General features: G+C 38.5%; 22 protein-coding genes and 1 pseudogene. 5 read left to right on the forward strand and 18 right to left on the reverse strand.

The genetic code is table 11. From position 1 onward, the window contains the following. Window positions 1-22 precede the first annotated feature (22 nt). The 14 genes from mtaB to K364_RS0108055 all read right to left on the reverse strand — a co-directional run bounded on the left by mtaB (window position 23) and on the right by K364_RS0108055 (window position 16,273). Window positions 23-1,321 (reverse strand): tRNA (N(6)-L-threonylcarbamoyladenosine(37)-C(2))-methylthiotransferase MtaB, encoded by a 1,299-nt coding sequence (gene mtaB / locus K364_RS0107990; RefSeq protein ID WP_277995558.1) that lies wholly within the window; start codon window positions 1,319-1,321, stop codon window positions 23-25. A gap of 7 nt (window positions 1,322-1,328) precedes the next feature. Further along, the gene (locus K364_RS0107995) at window positions 1,329-2,093 is read right to left on the reverse strand and encodes a 16S rRNA (uracil(1498)-N(3))-methyltransferase (RefSeq protein WP_051533874.1); all 765 of its coding nucleotides are present in this window, start codon (window positions 2,091-2,093) and stop codon (window positions 1,329-1,331) included. A gap of 7 nt (window positions 2,094-2,100) precedes the next feature. Then, complete coding sequence (prmA, locus tag K364_RS0108000; RefSeq protein ID WP_028307607.1) at window positions 2,101-3,033, reverse strand: 50S ribosomal protein L11 methyltransferase; 933 nt, start codon at window positions 3,031-3,033, stop codon at window positions 2,101-2,103. A 29-nt stretch (window positions 3,034-3,062) separates the two neighbouring features. Continuing rightward, the gene (gene dnaJ, locus K364_RS0108005; RefSeq protein ID WP_028307608.1) at window positions 3,063-4,187 is read right to left on the reverse strand and encodes a molecular chaperone DnaJ; all 1,125 of its coding nucleotides are present in this window, start codon (window positions 4,185-4,187) and stop codon (window positions 3,063-3,065) included. 132 nt (window positions 4,188-4,319) lie between these two features. Next, complete coding sequence (gene dnaK / locus K364_RS0108010) at window positions 4,320-6,164, reverse strand: molecular chaperone DnaK (protein ID WP_028307609.1); 1,845 nt, start codon at window positions 6,162-6,164, stop codon at window positions 4,320-4,322. 10 nt (window positions 6,165-6,174) lie between these two features. After that, complete coding sequence (grpE, locus tag K364_RS0108015; RefSeq protein ID WP_051533875.1) at window positions 6,175-6,771, reverse strand: nucleotide exchange factor GrpE; 597 nt, start codon at window positions 6,769-6,771, stop codon at window positions 6,175-6,177. 17 nt (window positions 6,772-6,788) lie between these two features. Next, window positions 6,789-8,360 (reverse strand): TCP-1/cpn60 chaperonin family protein, encoded by a 1,572-nt coding sequence (locus K364_RS0108020; protein ID WP_028307611.1) that lies wholly within the window; start codon window positions 8,358-8,360, stop codon window positions 6,789-6,791. Between the two features lie 30 nt (window positions 8,361-8,390). Beyond that, on the reverse strand, window positions 8,391-9,419 hold the full coding sequence (hrcA, locus tag K364_RS0108025) for a heat-inducible transcriptional repressor HrcA (RefSeq protein ID WP_169734745.1): 1,029 nt from the start codon (window positions 9,417-9,419) through the stop codon (window positions 8,391-8,393). Between the two features lie 139 nt (window positions 9,420-9,558). Then, the gene (hemW, locus tag K364_RS0108030; RefSeq protein WP_051533876.1) at window positions 9,559-10,713 is read right to left on the reverse strand and encodes a radical SAM family heme chaperone HemW; all 1,155 of its coding nucleotides are present in this window, start codon (window positions 10,711-10,713) and stop codon (window positions 9,559-9,561) included. Then, window positions 10,703-12,517: a translation elongation factor 4 gene (lepA, locus tag K364_RS0108035; RefSeq protein ID WP_156946423.1), complete on the reverse strand. Its 1,815-nt coding sequence runs from the start codon at window positions 12,515-12,517 to the stop codon at window positions 10,703-10,705. The genes hemW and lepA overlap by 11 nt, the downstream gene beginning before the upstream one ends. A gap of 126 nt (window positions 12,518-12,643) precedes the next feature. Continuing rightward, window positions 12,644-14,230, reverse strand: a complete 1,587-nt coding sequence (gene murJ / locus K364_RS0108040; RefSeq protein WP_028307615.1) for a murein biosynthesis integral membrane protein MurJ — start codon at window positions 14,228-14,230, stop codon at window positions 12,644-12,646. Between the two features lie 81 nt (window positions 14,231-14,311). Next, the gene (locus K364_RS0108045) at window positions 14,312-14,557 is read right to left on the reverse strand and encodes a hypothetical protein (RefSeq protein ID WP_156946424.1); all 246 of its coding nucleotides are present in this window, start codon (window positions 14,555-14,557) and stop codon (window positions 14,312-14,314) included. A gap of 97 nt (window positions 14,558-14,654) precedes the next feature. After that, on the reverse strand, window positions 14,655-15,746 hold the full coding sequence (spoIIP, locus tag K364_RS25490) for a stage II sporulation protein P (protein ID WP_051533877.1): 1,092 nt from the start codon (window positions 15,744-15,746) through the stop codon (window positions 14,655-14,657). Window positions 15,747-15,940: 194 nt separating this feature from the next. After that, entirely contained in the window at window positions 15,941-16,273 is a 333-nt protein-coding gene (locus K364_RS0108055; protein ID WP_028307617.1) for a phage holin family protein, read from the reverse strand. Between the two features lie 224 nt (window positions 16,274-16,497). Between K364_RS0108055 and rpsT the strand changes: the two genes are divergently transcribed. Further along, window positions 16,498-16,764, forward strand: a complete 267-nt coding sequence (gene rpsT, locus K364_RS0108060) for a 30S ribosomal protein S20 (RefSeq protein ID WP_028307618.1) — start codon at window positions 16,498-16,500, stop codon at window positions 16,762-16,764. Window positions 16,765-17,019: 255 nt separating this feature from the next. Here the strand turns inward: rpsT and holA are convergent, their stop codons facing one another. After that, the gene (gene holA / locus K364_RS0108070) at window positions 17,020-18,057 is read right to left on the reverse strand and encodes a DNA polymerase III subunit delta (protein WP_028307619.1); all 1,038 of its coding nucleotides are present in this window, start codon (window positions 18,055-18,057) and stop codon (window positions 17,020-17,022) included. Window positions 18,058-18,249: 192 nt separating this feature from the next. Between holA and mreB the strand changes: the two genes are divergently transcribed. After that, the gene (mreB, locus tag K364_RS0108075) at window positions 18,250-19,275 is read left to right on the forward strand and encodes a rod shape-determining protein (protein WP_035268399.1); all 1,026 of its coding nucleotides are present in this window, start codon (window positions 18,250-18,252) and stop codon (window positions 19,273-19,275) included. 724 nt (window positions 19,276-19,999) lie between these two features. On the opposite strand, the gene K364_RS0108085 is transcribed toward mreB, so the two are convergent. Together K364_RS0108085 and K364_RS27850 are read right to left on the reverse strand one after the other, a co-directional pair. Next, on the reverse strand, window positions 20,000-20,203 hold the full coding sequence (locus K364_RS0108085) for a hypothetical protein (RefSeq protein WP_028307622.1): 204 nt from the start codon (window positions 20,201-20,203) through the stop codon (window positions 20,000-20,002). A gap of 13 nt (window positions 20,204-20,216) precedes the next feature. After that, entirely contained in the window at window positions 20,217-20,345 is a 129-nt protein-coding gene (locus K364_RS27850; protein ID WP_084295774.1) for a cyclic lactone autoinducer peptide, read from the reverse strand. Here K364_RS27850 and K364_RS26140 point away from each other — a divergent pair. Continuing rightward, window positions 20,302-20,481 (forward strand): annotated as a pseudogene (locus tag K364_RS26140) (DUF433 domain-containing protein); the annotation flags it as partial. The gene K364_RS27850 and the pseudogene K364_RS26140 overlap by 44 nt on opposite strands. Beyond that, window positions 20,472-20,600 (forward strand): hypothetical protein, encoded by a 129-nt coding sequence (locus K364_RS27855; RefSeq protein WP_422857213.1) that lies wholly within the window; start codon window positions 20,472-20,474, stop codon window positions 20,598-20,600. The pseudogene K364_RS26140 and the gene K364_RS27855, both read left to right, overlap by 10 nt. An 860-nt stretch (window positions 20,601-21,460) precedes the next feature. Here the strand turns inward: K364_RS27855 and K364_RS27860 are convergent. After that, window positions 21,461-21,589, reverse strand: coding sequence for a cyclic lactone autoinducer peptide (locus K364_RS27860; protein ID WP_084295605.1), 129 nt, complete (start codon window positions 21,587-21,589; stop codon window positions 21,461-21,463). Window positions 21,590-21,941: 352 nt separating this feature from the next. Here K364_RS27860 and K364_RS0108100 point away from each other — a divergent pair, with 352 nt between their 5' ends. Next, entirely contained in the window at window positions 21,942-22,466 is a 525-nt protein-coding gene (locus K364_RS0108100) for a hypothetical protein (RefSeq protein ID WP_028307623.1), read from the forward strand. The last annotated feature ends 2 nt before the right edge of the window (window positions 22,467-22,468 follow it).

Raw genomic sequence — 22,468 nt, forward strand, 5'->3', positions numbered from 1 at the left:
GGGGTTTTCTTCATCCCATAGCTTATAGTATTACTGTTCCTAACAGCTCCTTAGCCTGGCCTATTTTCTCTAACTTGACAGAAATGATTTTGCCTATCAAATCCTCTTGATTTGCTTCAAATCTTACCTTTAGATAATTACCAGTATGACCTTCACATAATGTATTTATTTTGGTCTCAACAAGGACCTGAGCCTTTCTGCCTAAAAACCCCTGGGCATAATTGGCCCAGAGCACATTGGACAACTCTATTAATTCATTGCTCCTTTGTGTCTTGGCTTCTGTTGATACTTGATTGGGGTACTTCGCAGCAGGGGTTCCCTTCCTGGGTGAATACTTGAAAACATGAAGATCTGCAAAGCCTATTTCCTTAATGAACTCTTTTGTATTTGCAAAAAGCTCTTCTGTTTCTCCAGGAAAGCCAACTATAACGTCTGTAGTGAAAGCCGCCTCTGGTCTTTTGTTTCTTATATCTGTTACAAGCCTTCTGTAATCATCCAGGGTATACTTTCTTCCCATTTTTTGCAGTATTAAATCATCCCCACTTTGCAGCGGTATATGATAGTGAGGGCATATTTTTTCATTTTCGGTCATCAGCTCCAATAAATCAGTATCAATCTCATCTGGATCTAGACTGCTTATTCTAAGCCGCTTTAATCCGCTAATTTTTACTAACTCACTAAGCAGATAAAATAAATTTATCCCCTTTCCCAGGTCCTTGCCATAGGTGCCCAAATGCACACCTGTTAGAACGATCTCCTGGAAGCCATTATTTACAAGGTTCTCAATCTCTAAAATAGTATTATGGAAATCTCTGCTTTTTATCGGCCCCCTGGCATAGGGCACAATGCAATATGTACAAAACCTGTCACAGCCCTCCTGGATCTTCAAAAAAGCCCTGGCTCTAGATGGCTTAAAAACAGGCAGCTCTTCAAATTCTTTATTAAGCATACTATCTGATATGCGCTTGATCTGCCGGCCCTTTTGGCATTTTTCAACCACATCAACTATCTCTTTTCTATCCCTGGTACCTAAAACAATATCTACACCCTCTATTTTCTCGACCTCCTGAGGGGACACCTGAGCATAACAACCTGTAACGGCAACTATTGCATGGGGGTTATTTTTGACAGCCTTGCGAATGTATTGTCGTGATTTCCTGTCCCCCAGGTGAGTGACCGTACAGGTGTGTATAACATATACATCAGCTTTTTCATCAAAATCAACTATTTTGTAATGTCTTTCTCTAAATAACTCTTTAATGCCTTCAATTTCATACTGGTTAACCTTGCATCCAAGAACATGTACTGCTACCTTTTTCACTATTTTTTTAACCTCCCAAATCACCTAGCTCATAAAGTATCATAGTCAAAACTGCAAGGCTGGCAGTTTCTGTTCTAAGAATCCTGGGCCCTAGGGTTACTGGAATAATACCATGGTTAACAGCCATCTGCACTTCATCCTTGTCCCAGCCCCCCTCTGGTCCAATGAATATGCCAATACTTTTAGGCATTGATTCCTTAAATGACCTCAATACCTGTTTTAAACCTTTTTTATCTTCTGCTTCATAGGGTATGATGTTAATTTCAGCCTTTATTTCAGAAAGCATGGCTTTAAAACTTATGGGCTCACTAATTTGCGGAACATATGCCCTGCCAGATTGTTTGCATGCTTCCTGGGCAATTTTATTCCATCGCTCCACCTTTTTTTTGGCCTTTTCATTATCAATATGTACTATGGTTCTTTTGGTTATTATGGGAACAATGTTCTTTACACCAAGCTCTGTTGCCTTTTGAATTATTAATTCAAGCTTGTCCTTTTTTGGCAGGGACTGATATAAAGTAATCTCTACAGGAGGTTCTGTATTTGCCACCTTGTCATGAGTTAATTCCACCAGCACTCTCTCATTTGTTACATCTAATAGGATTCCTGCTGCTTTATAACCAAAACCATCGAAGAGGCCTACGAGAGAGCCCTCTTTAAGGCGTAAAACATTGGCAATATGGTGTGCTTCTTCTCCTAATATTTCCAGTTTACTTCCACATAAATCCCCATTTGTAATTTTAATCCCTTTAGGAATACGAAATTGATACAAGTAATCATCACCCTTTAGTTACCACAATGCCTCTCCAGGCATTATCCGTCATTACTTCAACCAGTTTAAAACCTTCTTCCTGGAGCTTGTTTATTACCTCATCCTGCCTGTCTTCAATTATCCCTGACGCAATAAATATTCCTGATGGTTCCAGCCTCTCATAGGCATATTCGGACATTTCAATTATTACATCTGCTATTATATTTGCTACTATTATATTAAAGGTCTTGTCAATACCCTGAAGCAAGTTGCCCTGACGGACCTCAACCAGCTCTTCAACCATATTTCTCTTTACATTTAGCCGTGCAACACGAACTGCCAGGGTATCTAAATCAACAGCACAGACACTTTCTGCACCTAATTTTGCAGCAGAGATGGCTATTATTCCCGAACCAGTACCAATATCAGCTATTCGCCAGCCAGGTTCAATGTACTTCTCCAAAGCTTTTATACATATCATGGTAGTTGGATGATTACCAGTCCCGAAAGCCATACCAGGATCCAGTTTAACAATAATTTCGCCCTCTTCTGGATTATATTCTTCCCACCCTGGAACAACTACTATTCTTTCGCTTACCTTTTTAGGTTTATAATACTCCTTCCATGAGTTGGCCCAATCCTCTTCCTGTAACCTGCTAAGCTGAACAGAGACATAGGAATCTTTAAAAAAGCCGCTAAGAGCTGCCAATGCCCCGTTAAACTGTTCCAGGATCAGGGGCAGTTTATCATCTACCGGTAGGTAACCTTTTACAATGACATGCTCTGCATCCATTATTTCCTTGGGAAACTCATAGGCATCCCAAACGTCTTCCTGCACATAACGGTTGATTAAGTTGGGATCTTCAATTACAACCCCGGCAGCCCCAATTTCATAAAATAAATTGGTAACCGCTTCCTCCATAATTTCATTGGTAGTAACGGAGATTTCCTGCCAGTGCATTAACATACCCCTTTTCCAAATGATTTAGCCTATCCCATGAAAGCATCCTTGACCTTTTCAAAAAATCCCTTTTCTTTTCCAGCATCATTTTTACTTGTCAGCGTCTTTGCAAACTGTCTAATTAATTCTTTCTGTTTTTCATTTAGGTTAGTTGGTACAGTTACCTTTACCCTAACATGTTGATCGCCTCTTCCATAGCCCCTGAGCTTTTGTACTCCCTTACCTTTTAATCTAAAAGATGTTCCACTTTGGGTTCCCTCTGGAATCTTCAGTTTAACATCACCATCTAAAGTTGGTACTTTTATCTCATCTCCAAGCATGGCTTGAACAATTGAAAGAGAGTAATTGCACCAGATATCATCACCATGACGCTCAAACATCTTGTGGGGTTTAACGTTAATATATACATATAAATCCCCTTCAGGTCCACCATTTGCACCAGGCTCACCTTCACCTGAGACCCTAAGCCTTGCTCCCGTGTCAATTCCAGCCGGTATTGTAATTGCAATTTTTTTCTTTTGCTTAACCCTTCCCTGTCCATAACAGCTATCACATGGAGTCTCAACAACCTTTCCTGTTCCATGGCAATTATGACAGGTTTTAATGGTTTGAAAATGACCAAGTACAGTCTTTTGAGTTGTTTTCACCTGACCAGTACCTTTACAAACCTTACAGCTGCTGGGAAATGTACCGGGAGCAGAGCCAGTACCTTCACATTCAGAGCATGTTTGCAGCTTTGGAAGCTCAATTTCCTTCTCCACTCCAAAGGCTGCTTCCTCTAAGGTAATATCCAAATCAAGTCTTAAATCGGCCCCCTTTTGAGGACCTCTTCTAGTGCCCTGGCCACCAAATCCTCCACCAAAAAACATGTCAAATATGTCTTCAAAGCCGCCTGCTCCTCCAAAACCAGCGCCACCAAATCCCCCGTTTTGGGTACCAGCATGACCAAATTGATCATACCTTGCCCTGGTTTGAGGATCTCTTAATACTTCATAGGCCTCGGAAATCTCTTTAAATTTAGCCTCAGCTTCACTATTACCTGGATTAACATCTGGATGATACTGTCTTGCTAATCTTCTATAAGACTTTTTTATTTCCTCTTCTGAAGCATTACGTGATAACCCCAATACCTCATAATAGTCCCTTTTGCTCACTTTTTAAAGCCAACCCCCTAATCTACCAACATTAACATAATTAAGTATAAAACAAAACTTACACTTTTGATGGTGTAAAATAAGACCAGGGGGCATATAAGCTTGTGCCCCCTAGAATTTTTGTTGCAAGTATTACTTATCCTTCTCATCCTTATCGTCTACGACCTCATAATCTGCATCAACTACATCATCCTTTGCTCCTTGTGTCCCTTCAGCAGGGCCTTCCTGCTGTTGGGTTTCCTGGGAAGCTTTTTCATACATTTTTGTTGAGGCTGCATATATGGCTTGTGAAAGTGCTTCAGTTTTTTTCTTCATCTCTTCTATATTATCCGATTTTACTGCCTCTTGTAAATCATTTTTAGCTTTTTCTATGCTGTAAAGGTCCTCCTGATCAATCTTTCCTTCTGATTCCTTTATTGTCTTTTCTGCCTGATAGATTGCTGCATCAGCCTGGTTTTTAGCTTCTACCTTTTCCTTAAACTTCTTATCCTCTTCAGCATATTTTTCTGCATCCTCTACCATTTTATTAATATCAGTTTCAGATAGACCACTGCTTGATTTAATTGTAATTTCCTGCTGTTTTCCTGTACCTAGATCCTTTGCAGAAACCTGAACTATACCATTGGCATCTATGTCAAATTTAACTTCAATTTGGGGCACACCCCTTGGAGCTGCTGGAATACCGGTTAGCTGGAATCTGCCCAGGGTCTTATTGTATGCCGCCATTTCTCTTTCTCCCTGGAGTACATGAATATCAACACTTGTCTGACCATCTGCTGCAGTGGAGAAAATCTGGCTCTTGGATGTGGGAATGGTTGTGTTTCTTTCAATTAGCTTGGTAAACACCCCTCCCAGGGTTTCTATGCCCAAGGACAAGGGAGTTACATCCAGCAATAAAACATCCTTAACCTCTCCAGCTAATACTCCAGCTTGAATTGCAGCACCCAGGGCTACACATTCATCAGGGTTAATCCCCTTGTGGGGTTCTTTACCAAGAAGGTTTTTAATAGCATCCTGTACTGCTGGGATTCTTGTAGATCCACCAACTAAAAGCACCTTGTCAATATCCTTGGCTGATAATCCTGCATCAGATAGGGCCTGCTTGGTTGGACCCATGGTTTTTTCAACCAGGTCAGCTGTTAGTTCATTGAACTTTGCACGGGTCAGTGTAATATCCAGGTGCTGTGGCCCTTCAGCAGTTGCTGTAATAAACGGTAAATTAATATTGCTCTGCATCACACTTGAAAGCTCTTTTTTAGCCTTTTCTGCTGCCTCTTTTAATCTTTGCATTGCCATTTTATCCTTGCTTAAATCAATACCTGATTGCTTTTTAAACTCTGCAACAAGGTATTCAATTACTTTATCATCAAAGTCATCTCCACCCAGGCGGTTGTTTCCACTGGTGGCTTTAACTTCAAAAACCCCCTCACCCAACTCAAGGATAGAAACGTCAAAGGTACCTCCACCAAGGTCATAGACCAGGATTGTATGATCTTCACCTTTATCAAGGCCGTAGGCAAGAGCAGCAGCTGTCGGCTCATTGATAATCCTTAAAACTTCCAGGCCGGCAATTTTACCAGCATCCTTGGTAGCCTGGCGCTGGCTGTCTGAGAAATACGCAGGAACAGTAATAACTGCCTGGGTTACCTTTTCTCCAAGATAATTTTCTGCATCTGTTTTAAGTTTCTGCAGGATCATGGCAGATATTTCCTGGGGAGTATAGGATTTACCATCAATTGTTACTTTATAGTCTGTACCCATATGTCTTTTAATTGACAATACTGTCCTATCAGGATTTGTAATTGCCTGTCGTTTTGCAACTTCTCCAACTAACCTCTCTCCATCCTTTGTAAAAGCCACGACTGATGGAGTAGTTCTATTGCCTTCTGCATTTGGTATAACTACAGCTTCCCCACCTTCCATAACTGCAACGCAGGAGTTTGTAGTTCCCAAGTCAATACCGATTACTTTACCCATAATATACCTCCTAACTTTTTTTTGATACTGATACCATAGATGGTCTAATTAGTTTTCCATTTAATAAGTATCCCTTTTGAATTTCATCTAAAACTATGTTATCTTTTTCGTCTTTTACTTCTTTTTGAATTACTGCTTGATGAATTTCTGGGTCAAACTCTTTGCCCTTGCAGTCAATACATTCTACACCCTTGCTCTGGAGCACATCCCAGAATTGGGAATAAATCATATCAATTCCCTCAATGAACTTATCCAGGTCACCCTTTTGTTTTCCAGCCTCAAGGGCCCTATGCAAGTTGTCAAGTACAGGAAGCATGTCTTTAATAATGCTTTTGGCTGCCTGCCTGTTTAGTTCTTCCTTTTCTCTTGAGGTTCTTTTGCGAAAGTTTTCAAAATCGGCCTGCAGTCTTAAAAACTGCTGCTGCAGCTGTTTTTCACTTTCTTCCCTGTTCCTTAAATACTCCTGGAGCTTAACGTATTCTAAAAAAAGCTCCTCTTTTGTCATTTCTTTAAGTTCTTCATTGTTTTTTTCCTGTTCTTGGGTTTCCTGGTTTTGGTTTTCAGCATTGTCCATATGGTCCCTTTTTGTATTCATCTCATTATTCATTTTATATTCACCCCATTTCAAAACTCGAATTCATCTTTTACCCTATTGTCAGCTGTTTTATCAGGTCTTTTTTTAATTATTGTATCAATCCTTAAGATAGCTTCAGCAATTTCACCTGCTGCACGCAGGGCATAGATTTTTACCAGAACAGGGTCCACAACTCCCAGCTTTCTCATGTCAATGACCTGACCAGTATCACAATCAATAGCATATCCAATATTATTCTCCTGCTTTTGGATTGCCAGTACATCACCTTGTTTTTCAAGGGGGTTAAATCCTGCATTAAACACAATCTGGGAAAAAGGCTTTTTCAAAGCTTCTACTACACAGTTAATACCATACACAGCCATGCCCCTTACCTGTTCACGATTACTCTCCAGGAAGGAGGCTGCTGCTAGTTCTATTGAGCCGCCGCCTGGTACAATCCCACCCTTTATTGCAGCCTGCAGGGCTGCAGCGGCATCCCTGGCAATTCTCTCCCTTTCTCCTACAACCTCTTCAGTAGCTGCACCTACTAAAATGGTAGCCATTGGTTTACCTGCACCACCTAAAATCCTGATCTGCTCCAGGTGTTCATCCTCATAAACCTTATCAATGTGCCCAAGATATGTTCTTAATTCTTCCACAGATTTTTTTAAACCAGTTCTCTTAATCATTCTGGCCCCTGTAAACTCGGCTGCTTTTTTTAGTTCCTTATGGCTAACCCTTTGAACTGCCATGATGCCTGCATCTATAAAAAACTCTTCTGCAATATCATGAATACCCCTGTCAACCAACACCAACCCTACACCAAGTTTGGACAGTTTTTTAAGGTTTTCCTGGAATTCCTCCTGAAGCCTGATAAACCTGTTAAAACCAGCCTCATTGCTTAAAGCTTCTTCATCAAGCTGTTCTGGCTCCAAGGCATCATCTATAAATAAAACATTGCAATCCCCTAGCTCCCTGGGCATATCAGATGATACTCTTTCTTTATTAATAATGCACCCTTTAATTAACTGGTTATCTGCACCATGCTGGGCAAATATACAATCAGATAACTTAAAATTTGTATCCAGAAGCTTTTCCCTTCCAATCATATTAGCTGCATCAAAAACAAGCTCAGCAATATCATCGTTTCCCCTGCCTGCTACCCAGGATACTTCCTTGAGTACAGGATCATCTAATTTTTCAATAGCTGCAGCACTATCCTTAAAATACTGTACAGCCATCTTTATTCCTGCCTTGATCCCTTCAATAACCCGTGTTACCGGAACACCCCTTTTGATTTGTTCCAGACCTTCTGTTACTAGTGTTCCAGCCATGATTGATGCTGTGGTAGTACCATCACCTATTTCATCCTGCTGGGCCTTGGCTGTATTTATCATCATTCTGGCTGCCGGATGGTTAACCTCCATCATCTCCAGAATAGTTACTCCATCATTGGTTATTACCACATCACCAAACTTATCCACCAGCATTGTATCCAGGCCCTTTGGCCCTAAAGTACCCTCAACTGCAGATGCAATTGCCCTAATGGCATTTGCATTGGTAGAAAGGGCTGCCAACCTCTCATCTACCTCAGTATCCTTACTAACCTGCTTAATACTCATATTTCTCCTCCTGTACCTTGGAGTAAATTGTTATTTATTGTGTCCTTCCAGGATATCTGAAAGACATTTCGAGACAAATTCTAGTGTTGTAGCAGCTTTAGGATATACCATCCTGGTGGGACCCAGTATCCCCACAGTTCCTATTACCTTGCCCCCCATTTTATAGGTCGCAGTTATAATGCTGCAGTTATGGATGCCCCTGTACTTATTCTCTCCTCCAATTGATATGGTTAATCCTGATTCGCTGCTGGTTTCCTTTAATAACTGTCTTAAAATTGTTTGCTCTTCCATTAACGACAATAAGCTGCGTAGTGTTTCTATATCTTTGAATTCGGGCTGATTAAGGATATTAAGCATTCCGCCAATGTACACCTTGGCTTTATCTGATACTTTTAAGGCTTCATCCATAAATTCAAGGACTAATGACACAAGCTTTTTATAATCTGCAAGTTCATAATAGATTTCCTGCAAAACTGTTTTACTTATATCTCTTAGTCTATATCCCTTTAATTTGCAGCTGAGTATCTCAGAAACAATTGCCAGGGTCTCTTTGTCATAATTGCCAGAGAAGTTAATTACTCCATTATCTACAATTCCCTTATCTGATATGATCATCAATAAAACCTTGTTATTCTGCATGGGCAGCAATTGTATTTGCTGTACCGTGGTTTCTGATACCAGGGGACCCATGGCCAGGGCTATATAATTGGTAAGCTGGGACAGGGTGTCACTGGTCTTTTTAAAGAGATCCTCCATATGCTGAATGTTTTCCTTCAGCTGGCCATATATGAATTGTTCCTCTGGAGGAGAGATTTCCATTTTTTTCATGAGGAAATCAACATAGAATCTATACCCCTTATCAGAGGGTACCCTTCCACTTGAGGTATGGGGCTGTTCAATAAACCCCATTTCTTCTAAGTCAGCCATTTCATTTCTGATGGTTGCAGAACTAACACCCAAGTTATACTTTCGAGCAATGATACGGGATCCAACAGGCTCAGCTGTAGCCACATAGTCCTGGATGATTGCATGTAATATATTCTTTTTTCTTTCATCCATTACCATTATTACCACCTCTTCTGTTAGCACTCTCACTTGATGAGTGCTAAGCTATAATTAAAAAATACCACTGAATGCCTGTTCTTGTCAAGGTATTAGCTCACCACAAATAGCAAACTCCACAAATTCTTAAGAAATTTTATACAAATTCCATAAAAACTAAGTTAGCTAGAGGTATCCCCTTTTGTGTAAGCCTAATAGCATCACCCTGGATATGGATTAGTCCTAGATCTATTAATTTTTTAATTTCATTATAGTATTTATCAATTGGAGATATTCCAAACCTTTTTTTAAAATCCGGGATATTAACACCTGCTGATATAAGTCGAAGCTTCATAAACATTGTTTCAGACATCTGGTCTTCCAAGGTGAGGTCAATTGCTTCCTCATGAGGTCTAAAGCCTTTTGCCAGGCTATCCATGTATAAATCTATATCTTTTATATTGTAAAATCTTTTACCATTATAAAAGGAAGCTGCTCCACTGCCTATTCCTAGATAATATTCATTATGCCAATAAATACTATTATGCTTGCTTTCTTTTTGTGATTTACAGTAATTTGATATTTCATAATGTAGATAGCCATTTTGGATTAGGGTGGATTGAAGAGTTTCATACATATAAAAAACCACTTCATCTTCCGGCAGAGAAAGCTGGTTATTAGAATAATCCCTGCCCCATGGCGTGTTGCTCTCAATCTTTAACCCATAGCTGGATACATGCTCAGGGTCTAATTGTATTACCCTTCTAAGGGTATCCTCCCAGATGCCAGTTGATTGGTTTGGCAGCCCATAGATCAGGTCAACATTTATATTCTCCCAGCCAGTTTCCCTGGCCATAGAAACTGCTGCTGCAGCTTCCTCTGCATTGTGGGTCCGGCCCATGAACCCTAGCATCCAGTTATCTAGGGATTGAATGCCAATAGAAATTCTGTTAAAGCCTGCTCCTTTTAAGGCTAAAAGCTTTTCAAGGCTTACTGTACCGGGATTGGCCTCTATTGTAGCCTCTTGTATCCGAGAAAAATTCAGTTGGGATTTGAGAAATTCCATAAATGAAACCAACTGGTCTGTATCAAGGATTGTAGGCGTTCCGCCCCCCATGTATATTGTTTCAATTTCATCTAAAGATATGTCCTTTAATAGTAAGAGGATTTCCTGCCTCAAGGCTGCCAGATAATTTTCTGCCCGCCTTTTCCTGGTCCTTTCAAAGACGGCTAGCGGATAAGAATTAAAGTCACAGTATTTGCATTTTGCTAAACAAAAGGGTATATGGATATATAGAGCTCTAATCATCATCCAGACTTAACACCGCCATGAAAGCTTCCTGGGGGATCTCCACATTTCCAATCTGCTTCATGCGTTTTTTGCCTTCTTTTTGTTTTTCAAGAAGCTTTCTTTTCCTTGTAATGTCCCCGCCATAGCATTTATCAATAACATTTTTTCTTAGAGCCTTTACATTTGTTCTTGCTATAACCTTGCTGCCAATGGCTGCTTGAATGGGAACCTCAAACATCTGTCTGGGAATTAAGTCTTTTAGTCTTCTGGTAATATTCTGACCTCTGTAATATGATTTATCTTTATGGACTATAAAGGATAGGGCATCTACAATCTGTCCATTTACTAAAACATCCATTTTTACCAGATCTGTTGCCAGGTAAGAATGTATCTCGTAATCCAGGGATGCATAGCCCCTGGTCCTTGATTTAAGCTGGTCAAAAAAGTCATAAATAATCTCTGCCAGGGGAAGGTGGTAGGTTAAAATAACCCTGCTTGGAGACAAATATTCCATTGTCTGATATTCTCCCCTTTTTTCCTGACATAACTCCATCACAGCACCAACATAGTCATTTGGCACCATTATTGTAGCCTTGACAAAGGGCTCTCTGATTTCATCAATGTCATTAATGGGAGGCAAATTTGCCGGGTTATCTATTTTTACAACTGTCTTATCTGTTTTATGAACCTCATAAATTACACTTGGTGCGGTAGTAATAAGGCTTAAATCAAATTCCCTTTCAAGTCTTTCCTGGATTATTTCCATGTGGAGCAGGCCTAAAAAACCGCATCTAAAACCAAACCCCAGGGCAACTGAGGTCTCCGGCTCAAATTTTAACGAAGCATCATTTAACTGGAGCTTTTCCAGGGCTTCTTTTAAATCTTCATAATCAGCACTGTCCACAGGATACAAGCCGCAATACACCATACTGGTTACCTTTCTGTAGCCTGGCAGGGGCTTGTCAGCCGGCTTTACAACACTGGTAATAGTATCTCCCACCTGTGTATCCTTAACATTTTTAATGCTGGCTGTAACAAAACCAACCTCTCCTGGACCCAGTTTATCAATAATTCTCATGGCAGGTGTAAAAACACCAACCTCATTTATCTCGAACTTCTTATTTGTAGACATCATCTGTATTTCCATGCCTTTTTTTACAGTGCCCTCCATGATTCTAATAAAGGGGATAGCACCCTTGTAAGAGTCATAAAGAGAATCAAAAATCAAGGCCTGCAGGGGGTTATCCATACTACCCTGGGGTGGTGGGACCTTCTTAACAATTGCCTCTAAAACTTCTTCAGTTCCCTGACCTGTTTTTGCTGAGGCAAGTATGGCTTCTGAAGTATCCAAACCTATAAACTCTTCAATTTCTTCCTTTACCCTTTCAGGCTCTGCACTTGGCAGGTCAATCTTATTTATAACTGGAATGATTTCCAGGTCATGCTCTAGGGCCAGATAAACATTGGCCAGTGTCTGCGCTTCTATGCCTTGAGCAGCATCAACCACAAGCAGCGCTCCCTCACAGGCTGCCAGACTTCTAGAAACTTCATAGGTAAAGTCAACATGCCCAGGTGTATCTATCAGGTTAAGCAGGTATTCGTTACCATCCTTGGCCTTGTAGACCATTCTAACAGCCTGGAGCTTGATTGTAATGCCCCTTTCTCGTTCTAGATCCATCTGGTCCAACAGCTGTTCAGACATGTCTCTTTCACTTACAGCACCCGTATATTGTAGGATACGGTCTGCAAGGGTAGATTTCCCGTGGTCAATATGGGCTATTATACAAAAATTTCTAATTCTTTCTTGCGGGATATTCAAAACCATCACCTCATAATATGAAAAACTGCAGGTCTTTTTAGTTTACAAAGAAAAAGCCTGCTAATAATTAATAATCTGCTGGCAAACTGACTAAAACACATTATATCATTTATTTATGGCTGCTAGCAATGTTTAGTTGTTTTTTATACCTTTTCTCATGATGCGAGCCGGCAGTTTTTTCAAGAGTATTTCAAGTACCATCTTCAACTCATCCATTTTTAAAAGGTATGTTATGATTCCGTATACCAGGGTTCCTATAAGTGCCCCTATTAAAACCTGAAGCCCCTGCATTGTTTTAGTAGAAATATCCACCAGGGTTTCAAAATAGCTTATGATCATATAAACCGTTATGCCCATGACTACTGCTGCAAACATACTTTTTAGAAATGAACAGGCAATACTGCGGCCGCCATATCCGGAAATTTTATACTTCAATACAACCATTAATAGCAGCAGGTTAAAGGCTCCAGCTATTGAGTAAGCAAGGGCAAGGCCCCCATGTCCCATGGTTCCTATTAATGCTATGTTTAATCCAATATTCATTAATATGGTACAAATCCCTATGCTTACAGGTGTTCTAGTATCCTGTATGGCATAGAAGGTCCTATTTAAAATTTGAATGCCCGAATAGGCAAAAATACCCAGTGAATAAAAGAAAACTGCCGTTGCTGTTGCCATGGTAGCCTCCTGGGTAAATTTGCCCTGCTCAAACAAAAATCTTACCAGGGGAACCTTAAGTGCCATGAGTCCTGCGGCAGATGGAAGGGTTATAAAAAATACCGAGCGCAGCCCCAGGGATGTAGTCTTCTTGAAGTTAATCATATCCCCTTTGGCTGCATAATTCGTAAGGGTTGGAAAAACAGCCACTGCTATGGCAATGGCAAAGACAGCAATTGGCATTTGCATGAGCCTCTGGCCTGTCCTCAGGGCTGCTACCAGTCCACCTTCTAGAGTAGATGCCAGGAACTGATTTACAAAAAGGTTTATCTGGTTAACAGACAGCCCTATAAAAACAGGCAGGATTAAAATAATAATTTTTTGAACACCTGGATGTTTTAAGTTAAAGCTAAGGTGATATTTAAACCCCCTTTTTAAGATAAATGGCAGCTGTATAGCAAAGTTCAACATGGCGCCAACAACCACCCCAACAGAAAATCCTGCAATGCCATACTTTAATGATAAAAGCCAGCCAACTAGAATTATTGACAGGTTATATAAGATAGAGCCAATGGCTGGAGCCAGGAAATGCTGATAGGAGTTTAAAATTCCAACTGAAATTCCACTTAGGACCATAAAAAATGTTTGGGCAAACATTATTCTAGTAAGCATAACTGTCAGGTCAGTTGTTTCCTTATCAAAACCTGGAACCAGGATTTTTATTAAAAAGGGAGTATAGATCAATCCAAGTGTAACCCCTACAACTAATAAAAGCATTATTGAATTAAAAAGAATACTTGCTGCCTGCCACGCTTCTTGCTCTTTGTCATTGGTCAGGTAACTGGAAAAAACAGGTATGAATGCAGCACTTAAGGCTCCGCCTACCAGTATCATATATAAAAAGTCTGGTATTGAAAAAGCAGCATTGTAGGCATCAGTAACCCTGTTTTGCCCAAACTGGGCATAAATAACCACATCCCGCAAATAGCCTAAAACCCTGGAAAGCATCATGGAAATCATAATAATTCCTGCAGCTTTTGCAACTTTATTTCCTTGTTTCATAAAATACCTCAATATCTCCTGACATGCCTGTCGCTTTTTTAATAATCTATTGACATTTCAGTCATTAATCCTTTAACTCCTTTAATTATTCCAGGATAATATACTTTGAAGCCTTTCACGGTAAGTCTCTGCAATATAGTTAAGGTCAATTACCTTTGTTTGATCAAATAAATATAATTCAATTTTTCCCTCACCAAGCCCAATTTCAACAGCTAATGGTTTTTGAAGTTCCAATGCTTGATACAGTTCATAGGACACCTTATTTAATCCCCCAATTAATAGAAATGCAGCAAAAAATATTGCTAATAAATAATGCCTGGTTTTCATGGTCATGGAACAACACCTCACTCTTTAGAAGTTTCATTTTATTTTAACTATACCATTGCCGTTTCTTCAAAAAAAAATACCGGTTCCCAACCGGTATCTAAAAGGTATTTTCTTGTCTTAAATCAATTAAAACTTCTTTTATGATGTCTGCTAATGCCTCTGCAGATAGCAGAGCTTCCTCTAATGTATTTTGAGTGCATCCTACCTCAACTAAAAGGGACCTTTCATGTAAATGCTGATTGTATCTTCCACTTTGGACCCTTACAGCTTTAAGAAGCCCAGGGTATATTTTATCCATTTTATAACCTACCATCTTGGCAAATTGCCAGTTTTTCTGCCAGTTGGGATGGGGCAGTCGGCTGTCGCTGCCTACTATCAATAGAATTTTCGCCATGTTATGACCTGTAGAGGTGGCAATAACGCCCTTTTCAGGTAAACCGGCATCACGATGAATATCAAGGACTATTTGCACAGATGGATTGTCTTTCAGCATACTCTTTACTGTTTGCTCCGAATTAACATAGGATCTTTCCCAACTTGGATAATCATGGATTTTTGTTGAACGCACAGATTTAATCCCATGCCTTTCCAAAAGAATTTCTTCCAGGAAAGCTGCAACCTTTTCTACCCCAGCATTTTCCCCTTCAATCTTTTTTACACCATCTGTAGGTTCATAGGTTTCTGAGTTGTGAGTATTGTATATGAGAACCAAAGGCTTATCTCCAAAGGCCAGCTCCCCTGCCTGAGAATTATTTAAAATAGCTTCCCTGCTTCTTCTTTCTAATTCCTCAAAAAATTTTTTCTCATCCTCTGTTATACCTGGCGATTCACTGATAATGACATCCTTACCTTCCATTTCAGAGGTCTTGATAAATGCAATTTCTGATCCCAAAAAGCTTTTAGGATTGGTGAGGTCTATACTTGTAACACTTGAAATAATTTTTTGGACCAACTTGTCCCCAGAGCTATAGGTGGCTTGGGGATATTCAGGTGTAAGTCCAAGGATGGGTATGGCCAGATTAAGTATGCTTCTGTGAGAATCTGTAAAAAAGCCAAGTAAATTGATTGAACCGGACAAATTGTGAGCATGCTCATTTTGCTTGCTGTCACCCCCCGCTCCTATTAAAACACCTAGTGCAAAAAAAACTACAACCAAAAAAATTGCAGCAATCCATGATTTATAACCCACTCTTCTTCTATACCCTCTTATAATAATCCCCTCCATTCTACAGCCGAGATGCAATTTACCATACCAAAACCATAAATAATGACTATAAATACCTATGTGACTGGATCCATAAATATTACAAAAAAAAGATTCTCATTAATCACAAAAATGCCTGGGTAATTATTAAGAATCTTTTACATAATATTGTATTATAATTATCGCAATTCTGTAGGAACAAAAGCATCAATTATTCCAATTACAAAAGCAGCTAATAATGCACCAATTATTGTAACATTTAAATAAGCAGGTATAATGAAGCTGGCCAGGTAAATGACAACAGCAGCTGTTAAAAATCCTATAATACCCCTATTTTGAGGAGATATCTTCTTGCCGCCTATAAAATTTTCAACTAAATAACCTAAACCTGCAATGACCAGTGCTGCAACTAATGCGCCAATAAACCCGGCAACTTGTATTCCAGGCAGCAGCCAGCTTACAAGCATAAGCACAAGGGCCGAAACAATAAACCTTATGACAAAACCAAGCATGATTTCACCTCCCTTCAAGAATTTATTCCTATTAATTCCCTTAAACAATGAGTTTTATACCTGATGGTTTTCATCAATAAATTTTTCTGGAAAATTATTCGGAAATTTGCTTGCTATGGAGTTTGTTTTCTTGCATTTTATTTATATACATGATAAAATATTTTTTGTTATAGTAGTATAGGCTATATAAGCAATATGGATCGGTTAATAAGGAGGTGTACATAGTGCCTAACATCAAATCCGCAAAAAAGAGGCTTGAGGTTTCTCGCCGCAATAACCTAAGAAACTCTGCTGCAAAATCCGCTATTAAAACTGCAATTAAAAGATTTGAAAGTGCTGTAGCAGGTAGAGAAAGCGAACAAGCCCAGGCTGCATATAAAAACATGGTAAAAACATTGGACAAAGCAGTTACTAAAGGATTTTTGCATAAAAATACCGCAGCAAGAAAAAAATCTAGACTTAGTAAAAATTTAAAAGCACTAATTAGCTAATTAAGACCTCAATGAGGTCTTTTTGTTTGTATAATTTTTTCCAATTTGGACAAGATATGTTTAAGTTCCTAGAAGGGAGGTTAAATTACACTTGGCACCTAAGAAGGTAGAAAACAAAAAAGCGAAAAAACGCGCCAAACAGTATCCTAATCAGGATAATTATGAACTAGCCAAGGAAATGCAACCTCAACAAAAGTAAATGCAGAAAATACAAAGGACCTGCCCATTAAATGCAGGTCTTTTGATGTCTTTTAATTAATTGGCTTTACTTTTATCCTTACGGGGCTTAGTAGCCAGTTTAATTATAGTCAGCTCCAGCATCCTTTTACTGTCTGAAGAAGAGGTTTTAAACCTTAAATCAAGCTCATATAAACCATTCAAAATATCTGTTAAGCTCTGAATACTAAAACTCCCGGCCTGCTTGCCTAGCTTTCCCAGCACAAAAAAGGGGACACCCAGCTTTTGACTTAGCTGTTTTTCTGATAACCCCCTTTTACTATATGTTAAATACTGCAGCAGCTGTCTGTAATGCCTTGCCAGCATGTAGTTTATGAGTATTGGGGATTCCCCAAGCTCTAAAAGGTCATTTAATCCCTTGAGGGCTTTATTAAGCTTCTTCTCTGCCAGGTGGTCAATCATTTGAAAAATTCCCGCATCTAAGGTTTTTGCCAGCACCTCTTGAACATCCTCCAGCTTTAAGTTTTGCTTGCTGCCGGCATACGAACAAATTTTCTTTATTTCATTTACAAGAAAGTATAAATCCCCCTTGGCAGCTGATGCTAAAAGGTTTACTAGATCAGCATCAGGTTTTTTATCATAAAATGCAAACTCTCTGTTTATCCATTTTAAAAGCTGGACACCTTTAGGAGTTTCACAGTCAAGAATTTTCCCGCTTTCAGAAAGCCTTTTATACAGCTTGCCTCTTTTGTCCACTTCATTTCCAGCTACAAACATCAGGCAAGTCGCAGGATTGGGATCAGCTAGATATTCTATGAAATACTTATATTCATTGTCATTAAAGGCACCAGGCTTAAAAACACCTTCATCCTTAACAACAAGCAGCTTTTTTTCAGAAAAAAAGGGCATGGAATTTGCTGCATCTATAATTTCCTTTAAAGCTTCAACCTTGTCATATTTTTGGTAATTAAAATCACCATTGTCCCCTTGAAGCAAAATTTTTTTAAAGTTTTCAATGAGGCTGTCCTTTAGAAAATCGTTGTCACCTATTACAAGATATACAGGCAGGACATTTCCACTTTTTAGCTCCTTTAAGGCATTGTTTAAGTCTGCCACATCATTTGCCGCCTTTCAAAATTATACTTAAAGCATATAATTGGAATTTGATAATTAGAGTAAAATCAAAATCCTCTTTAGATTATAAATGAAATGTTTCTCGGTATTTGTGTACTATTATATTTGTTTTTGGTCTAGCTTACCAGTATCTAAAAGTTTCTATTAAGAAATAATAGTTATGAGGTGAATTATATGGTTACTGGTGGAGTTAAAACTGTTGGCATAGATCTAGGGTCTGCCAATACTCTCATATATGTACAGAATAAGGGCATAGTACTGCGTGAGCCATCTGTAGTTTCCATTGATACCAATGACGGATCTCTAGTAGCAGTAGGCAAGGAAGCTAAAGCCATGATTGGGAAAAACCCTAAAAATATTCAGGTGATTAGGCCTCTACGTGATGGTGTAATAGCTGACTTTGATATAACACGCATTATGATCAAGCATTTTCTCAGGTCTGTACTTAACAATTTTTCCATTAGAAGCCCCTGGGTTATTATTAGTATACCGTATGGAATCACAGATATTGAAAGAAGGGCAGTAATGGAAGCTGCCCAGCAGTCAGGAGCAAAAAAGACCCTGCTTATTGAAGAGCCCCTTGCTGCAGCAATTGGTGCAGGTCTTTCAGTGGAAGAGCCATCAGGGCATATGATAGTAAATATTGGTGCAGGGACTAGTGAAATAGCTGTTATTTCTCTTGGTGGGATTGTTACAGCAGCTTCTCTCAAGGCAGCTGGTGATGCCCTTGACATGGCAATTTATAACCATTTAAAGAAAACCTACAGGGTTGAAATTGGTTTGATAACAGCAGAAAACTTTAAAATTCAGTTTGGTGATGCCTATAATGCATCAGAAGAAACTGCACATATACGCGGCATAGACTTGAAAACCGGCCTGCCTATTGCAAAGGAGGTATCTTTAAGAGAAATTAATAGCGTCATCCAGGATACTTTAAGGGATTTAATACTGGCAATTCGCAAGGTTTTTGAAAATACACCTCCCCAGCTGGCTTCAGATATAATTGAAAAGGGGATTGTCCTCACAGGGGGTGGGGCTAATTTAAAAAACCTTGACAAATATATATCATCCAAGGTTAAGCTAGCGGTAGTAATCCCGCCAGAGCCAGAGGATTGTGTTGCCCTTGGAACAGGCAAAATCACCAAAAACACTAAGATATTGACAAGAATATCTCTTATGGGATATCAGAATTTTCCTTAAAAAAAGCATTGGGATCATCCATAATGCTCCATTAAGTCCCCTTTGGGCAGCAGGGGTTTTAAGGAATCAACATCATCTAATATATAAATATGTTAAATGTCTGCACACCAAATCAAAATTTACTGCATTATAAAAATCATTATATACAAATTAACCCATTAAATTATTCCTATAAATCTTTTACTAGTAATAATAAAAAATAGTAATTTCCAATATGTACTATTAATCCCATTAAAGTAATATAAAACATACGTTTTTTATTTAATTTCCAATAATAAATCGTACTAAAAAAAAGTATTACTGGAATAATCAAATAAATAAGGTTAAGGCGTATCCCTGTCAAAATAATATCTGAAGATATACTTGCATATATTAAAATTGCGTTAATAACAATTCCCAAAGCAGAAAATATGCATACTAATATGTTCAAAGTAGTTTTAAGCATTTTCAGACACTCACCTTCTTTTTCATATTCTTTTAAGTTATACCCAATGGCATTTTATTAACTATTTGTATTTATATAAATATCCTGTTAGATTTAATTGGACAATTCATGTTTCTTGCAATTTTTACACTCCCCCAGCCTGTAATCTCTCCTTTACTTCAGGCTGGGGAAGATTTAAAATAATATCAAACCTAACCTTTGCCTTTGGTAAAGGAGGGTGTACTCCCGGGCAAATGGGACTTTGCAGGTTACCACTAATTTGCCTGGGAATTATTTTTGCTACTCTATTTGGGTTAAATGGATTATATTACTATATTTTATATTTTTCAACGGGTAATGTCTATTTAGCCACTTTTTGGATGAAATTTTCAATGGGCCTTTAAAATTGTCTTTTAATTCTTCATACTTACCATCTGCCCCGAGTTCAATTTTGAAAAATCTTCTAGTATAAGGTTCATCTTCCAGCAATAAAACTATAATCACTAAAATCCACCCTCTATTTTCTCAAACTTTTAGGAACCTCTGGCTTATATAAAAACCATATGCTGTTGGTGCCAACTCCTGTTTGAGTTAAAGTTGAGACAATTCTTGCTTTGCTTGAGAAAGGGATAACGATAGAAAAAATATTAACTGATTACCCTGATCTAGAAGTGGAAGATATTAAAGCATGCATTGCTTATGCAAAGCATTTAGTCGCAAATGAAACTTTAGAAGAAATTAACATAGGGCAGAAAAAGGCAACCGCATTATTATCACCTTAGATAAAGATTTCGGTGAGATATATGTTGCAAATGGTAGAAAGTTTAGTATAATTCGCATGCCAGATGTTTCAGCTGAGCAACGAATAAAATTGATGGAATTGATTTATGTCATGCCCTAAATTTTATTAACGAGTCAAATTAACTTTTAAATTTATATTTTCTTAACACCAAATAAAGAAAAATACCGGGAATATTGAGAAAAATACAAATAATCATCCATAATGCTCCATTAAGTCCCCTTTGGGCAGCATCGTTTAAAACCCAACCTAAGAAAAAGAAATACATTATAAACAAAAGAAAATATATTAGCTCCAATTGTTTCACCCCTATTAGTAGCGAATTCGTTAAAAAGTCTCCAGTTGCCTACCTGACATAATACCGATGCTCTTATTTTCATATAATGCCATTGGTAGCCGACATTATTAAGAAACATTAGGCATAGTGAACATAACATAATACTATCTCAAATTTGACACTTATATTTTGGAAATTGATAGTAAATAAACTTATATCTTTATCGTATTGAGAAAGGGCTGCCCGCTTTGAACAGCCCATTGCTAACTTTTTACTTAATAATACAAATAACTATCATTAAATATTCTCCACCCTTTAATCTCTCCTTTACTTCAAGCTGGGGAAGATTTTATCAAACCTAGCCTTTGCCTTTGGTAAAGGAGGGTGTACTCCCGGGCAAATGGGACTTTGCAGGTTACCACAAATTTGCCTGGGAATTATTTTTGCTCTCTATTTGAGTTAACTGGATAATATTACTATATTTTATATTTTTCAATAGGTAATGTCTATTTAGCCGTTTTACGTGTCTATTTAGCCACTTTTAGGATGAGATTTTCATTATGGGCCTTTAAAATTGTCTTTTAATTCTTCTTACTTACTCATCTGCCCCAAGTTCATTTTGAAAAACCTTCTAGTATAAGGTTCATCTTCCAGCAATAAAACTTTAATCACTAAAATCCACCCTCTATTTTCTCAAACTTTTAGGAACCTCTGGCTCATATAAAAACCACATGCTGTTGGTGCCAACTCCTGTTTGAGCTACAAATAGCAGAAATGCACCAGCTATAGAAGATAATCTAGCAATAATATTCATATATTAAAATTGCGCTAATAACAATTCCCAAAACAGAAAATATGCATACTATATGCTCAAAGTAGTTTTAAGCATTTTCAGACACTCATGTAAGGGGACAATCTCCCCTACAGTAATATCTAAATATTAGGACACTTTCATATTCAGTAAGAAGTTTAGGTGGTTGGAAAGGGCACGGAACCACCCGTACCCTTTTTTATGATATATTAATATCATTATCAACACACAAAAACCAACCACATCCATTGTATTAGACATTGAGCTGCCTTTCAAGTGTTCCGCTGAGGATTTTAATAGAATCTATCAGGAGCATTATCAAGGTACAATATCGCATACGTTTATTCGTGAAAGTTTGGGACTTCCGGATAGTGTCAGGCTTAAGTTTAATGGTGGGTTTGAAAGATGGCTTTTTCTTCTTGATGAAAATGACTGTATATACAAGGTTAGATTTGTAGTACAGACAGCGGTATGGTTTAACAACGAGTCGGACAAATGGCACTATGTCAGCATATTTCCTAGTTTCATCAAGAAGTACTGTCAGCCAAGCCTTAATTTACTTGAGTACATTAGCTGCCAGGTAGGCGAGGGTGAGAATATTTTTAGGCACATTGATGACCCGGAAGAAATCCTTGACTGCGAAGATCGTATAGTAAGGTCAATAAGACGGATAGAAAAAGAATGCAGAGAGTATAACTACCCGGCATTACTTAACTCTAGATATGTATCCGTCTATAACAGACCACTTTTGGTATCAGATAAGGAGTATACAGAAACAAGAAGATTTAGTACATTGTTTAGCCTTGTATCAACAGCAAGGCAATTCTTCGGAAAACAGCATGGGCTACTTAAACTTGTAAATACTGTAATTGTCCTGTAATA

The organism is Desulfitibacter alkalitolerans DSM 16504 (genome assembly GCF_000620305.1).
GTDB lineage: Bacteria > Bacillota > DSM-16504 > Desulfitibacterales > Desulfitibacteraceae > Desulfitibacter > Desulfitibacter alkalitolerans.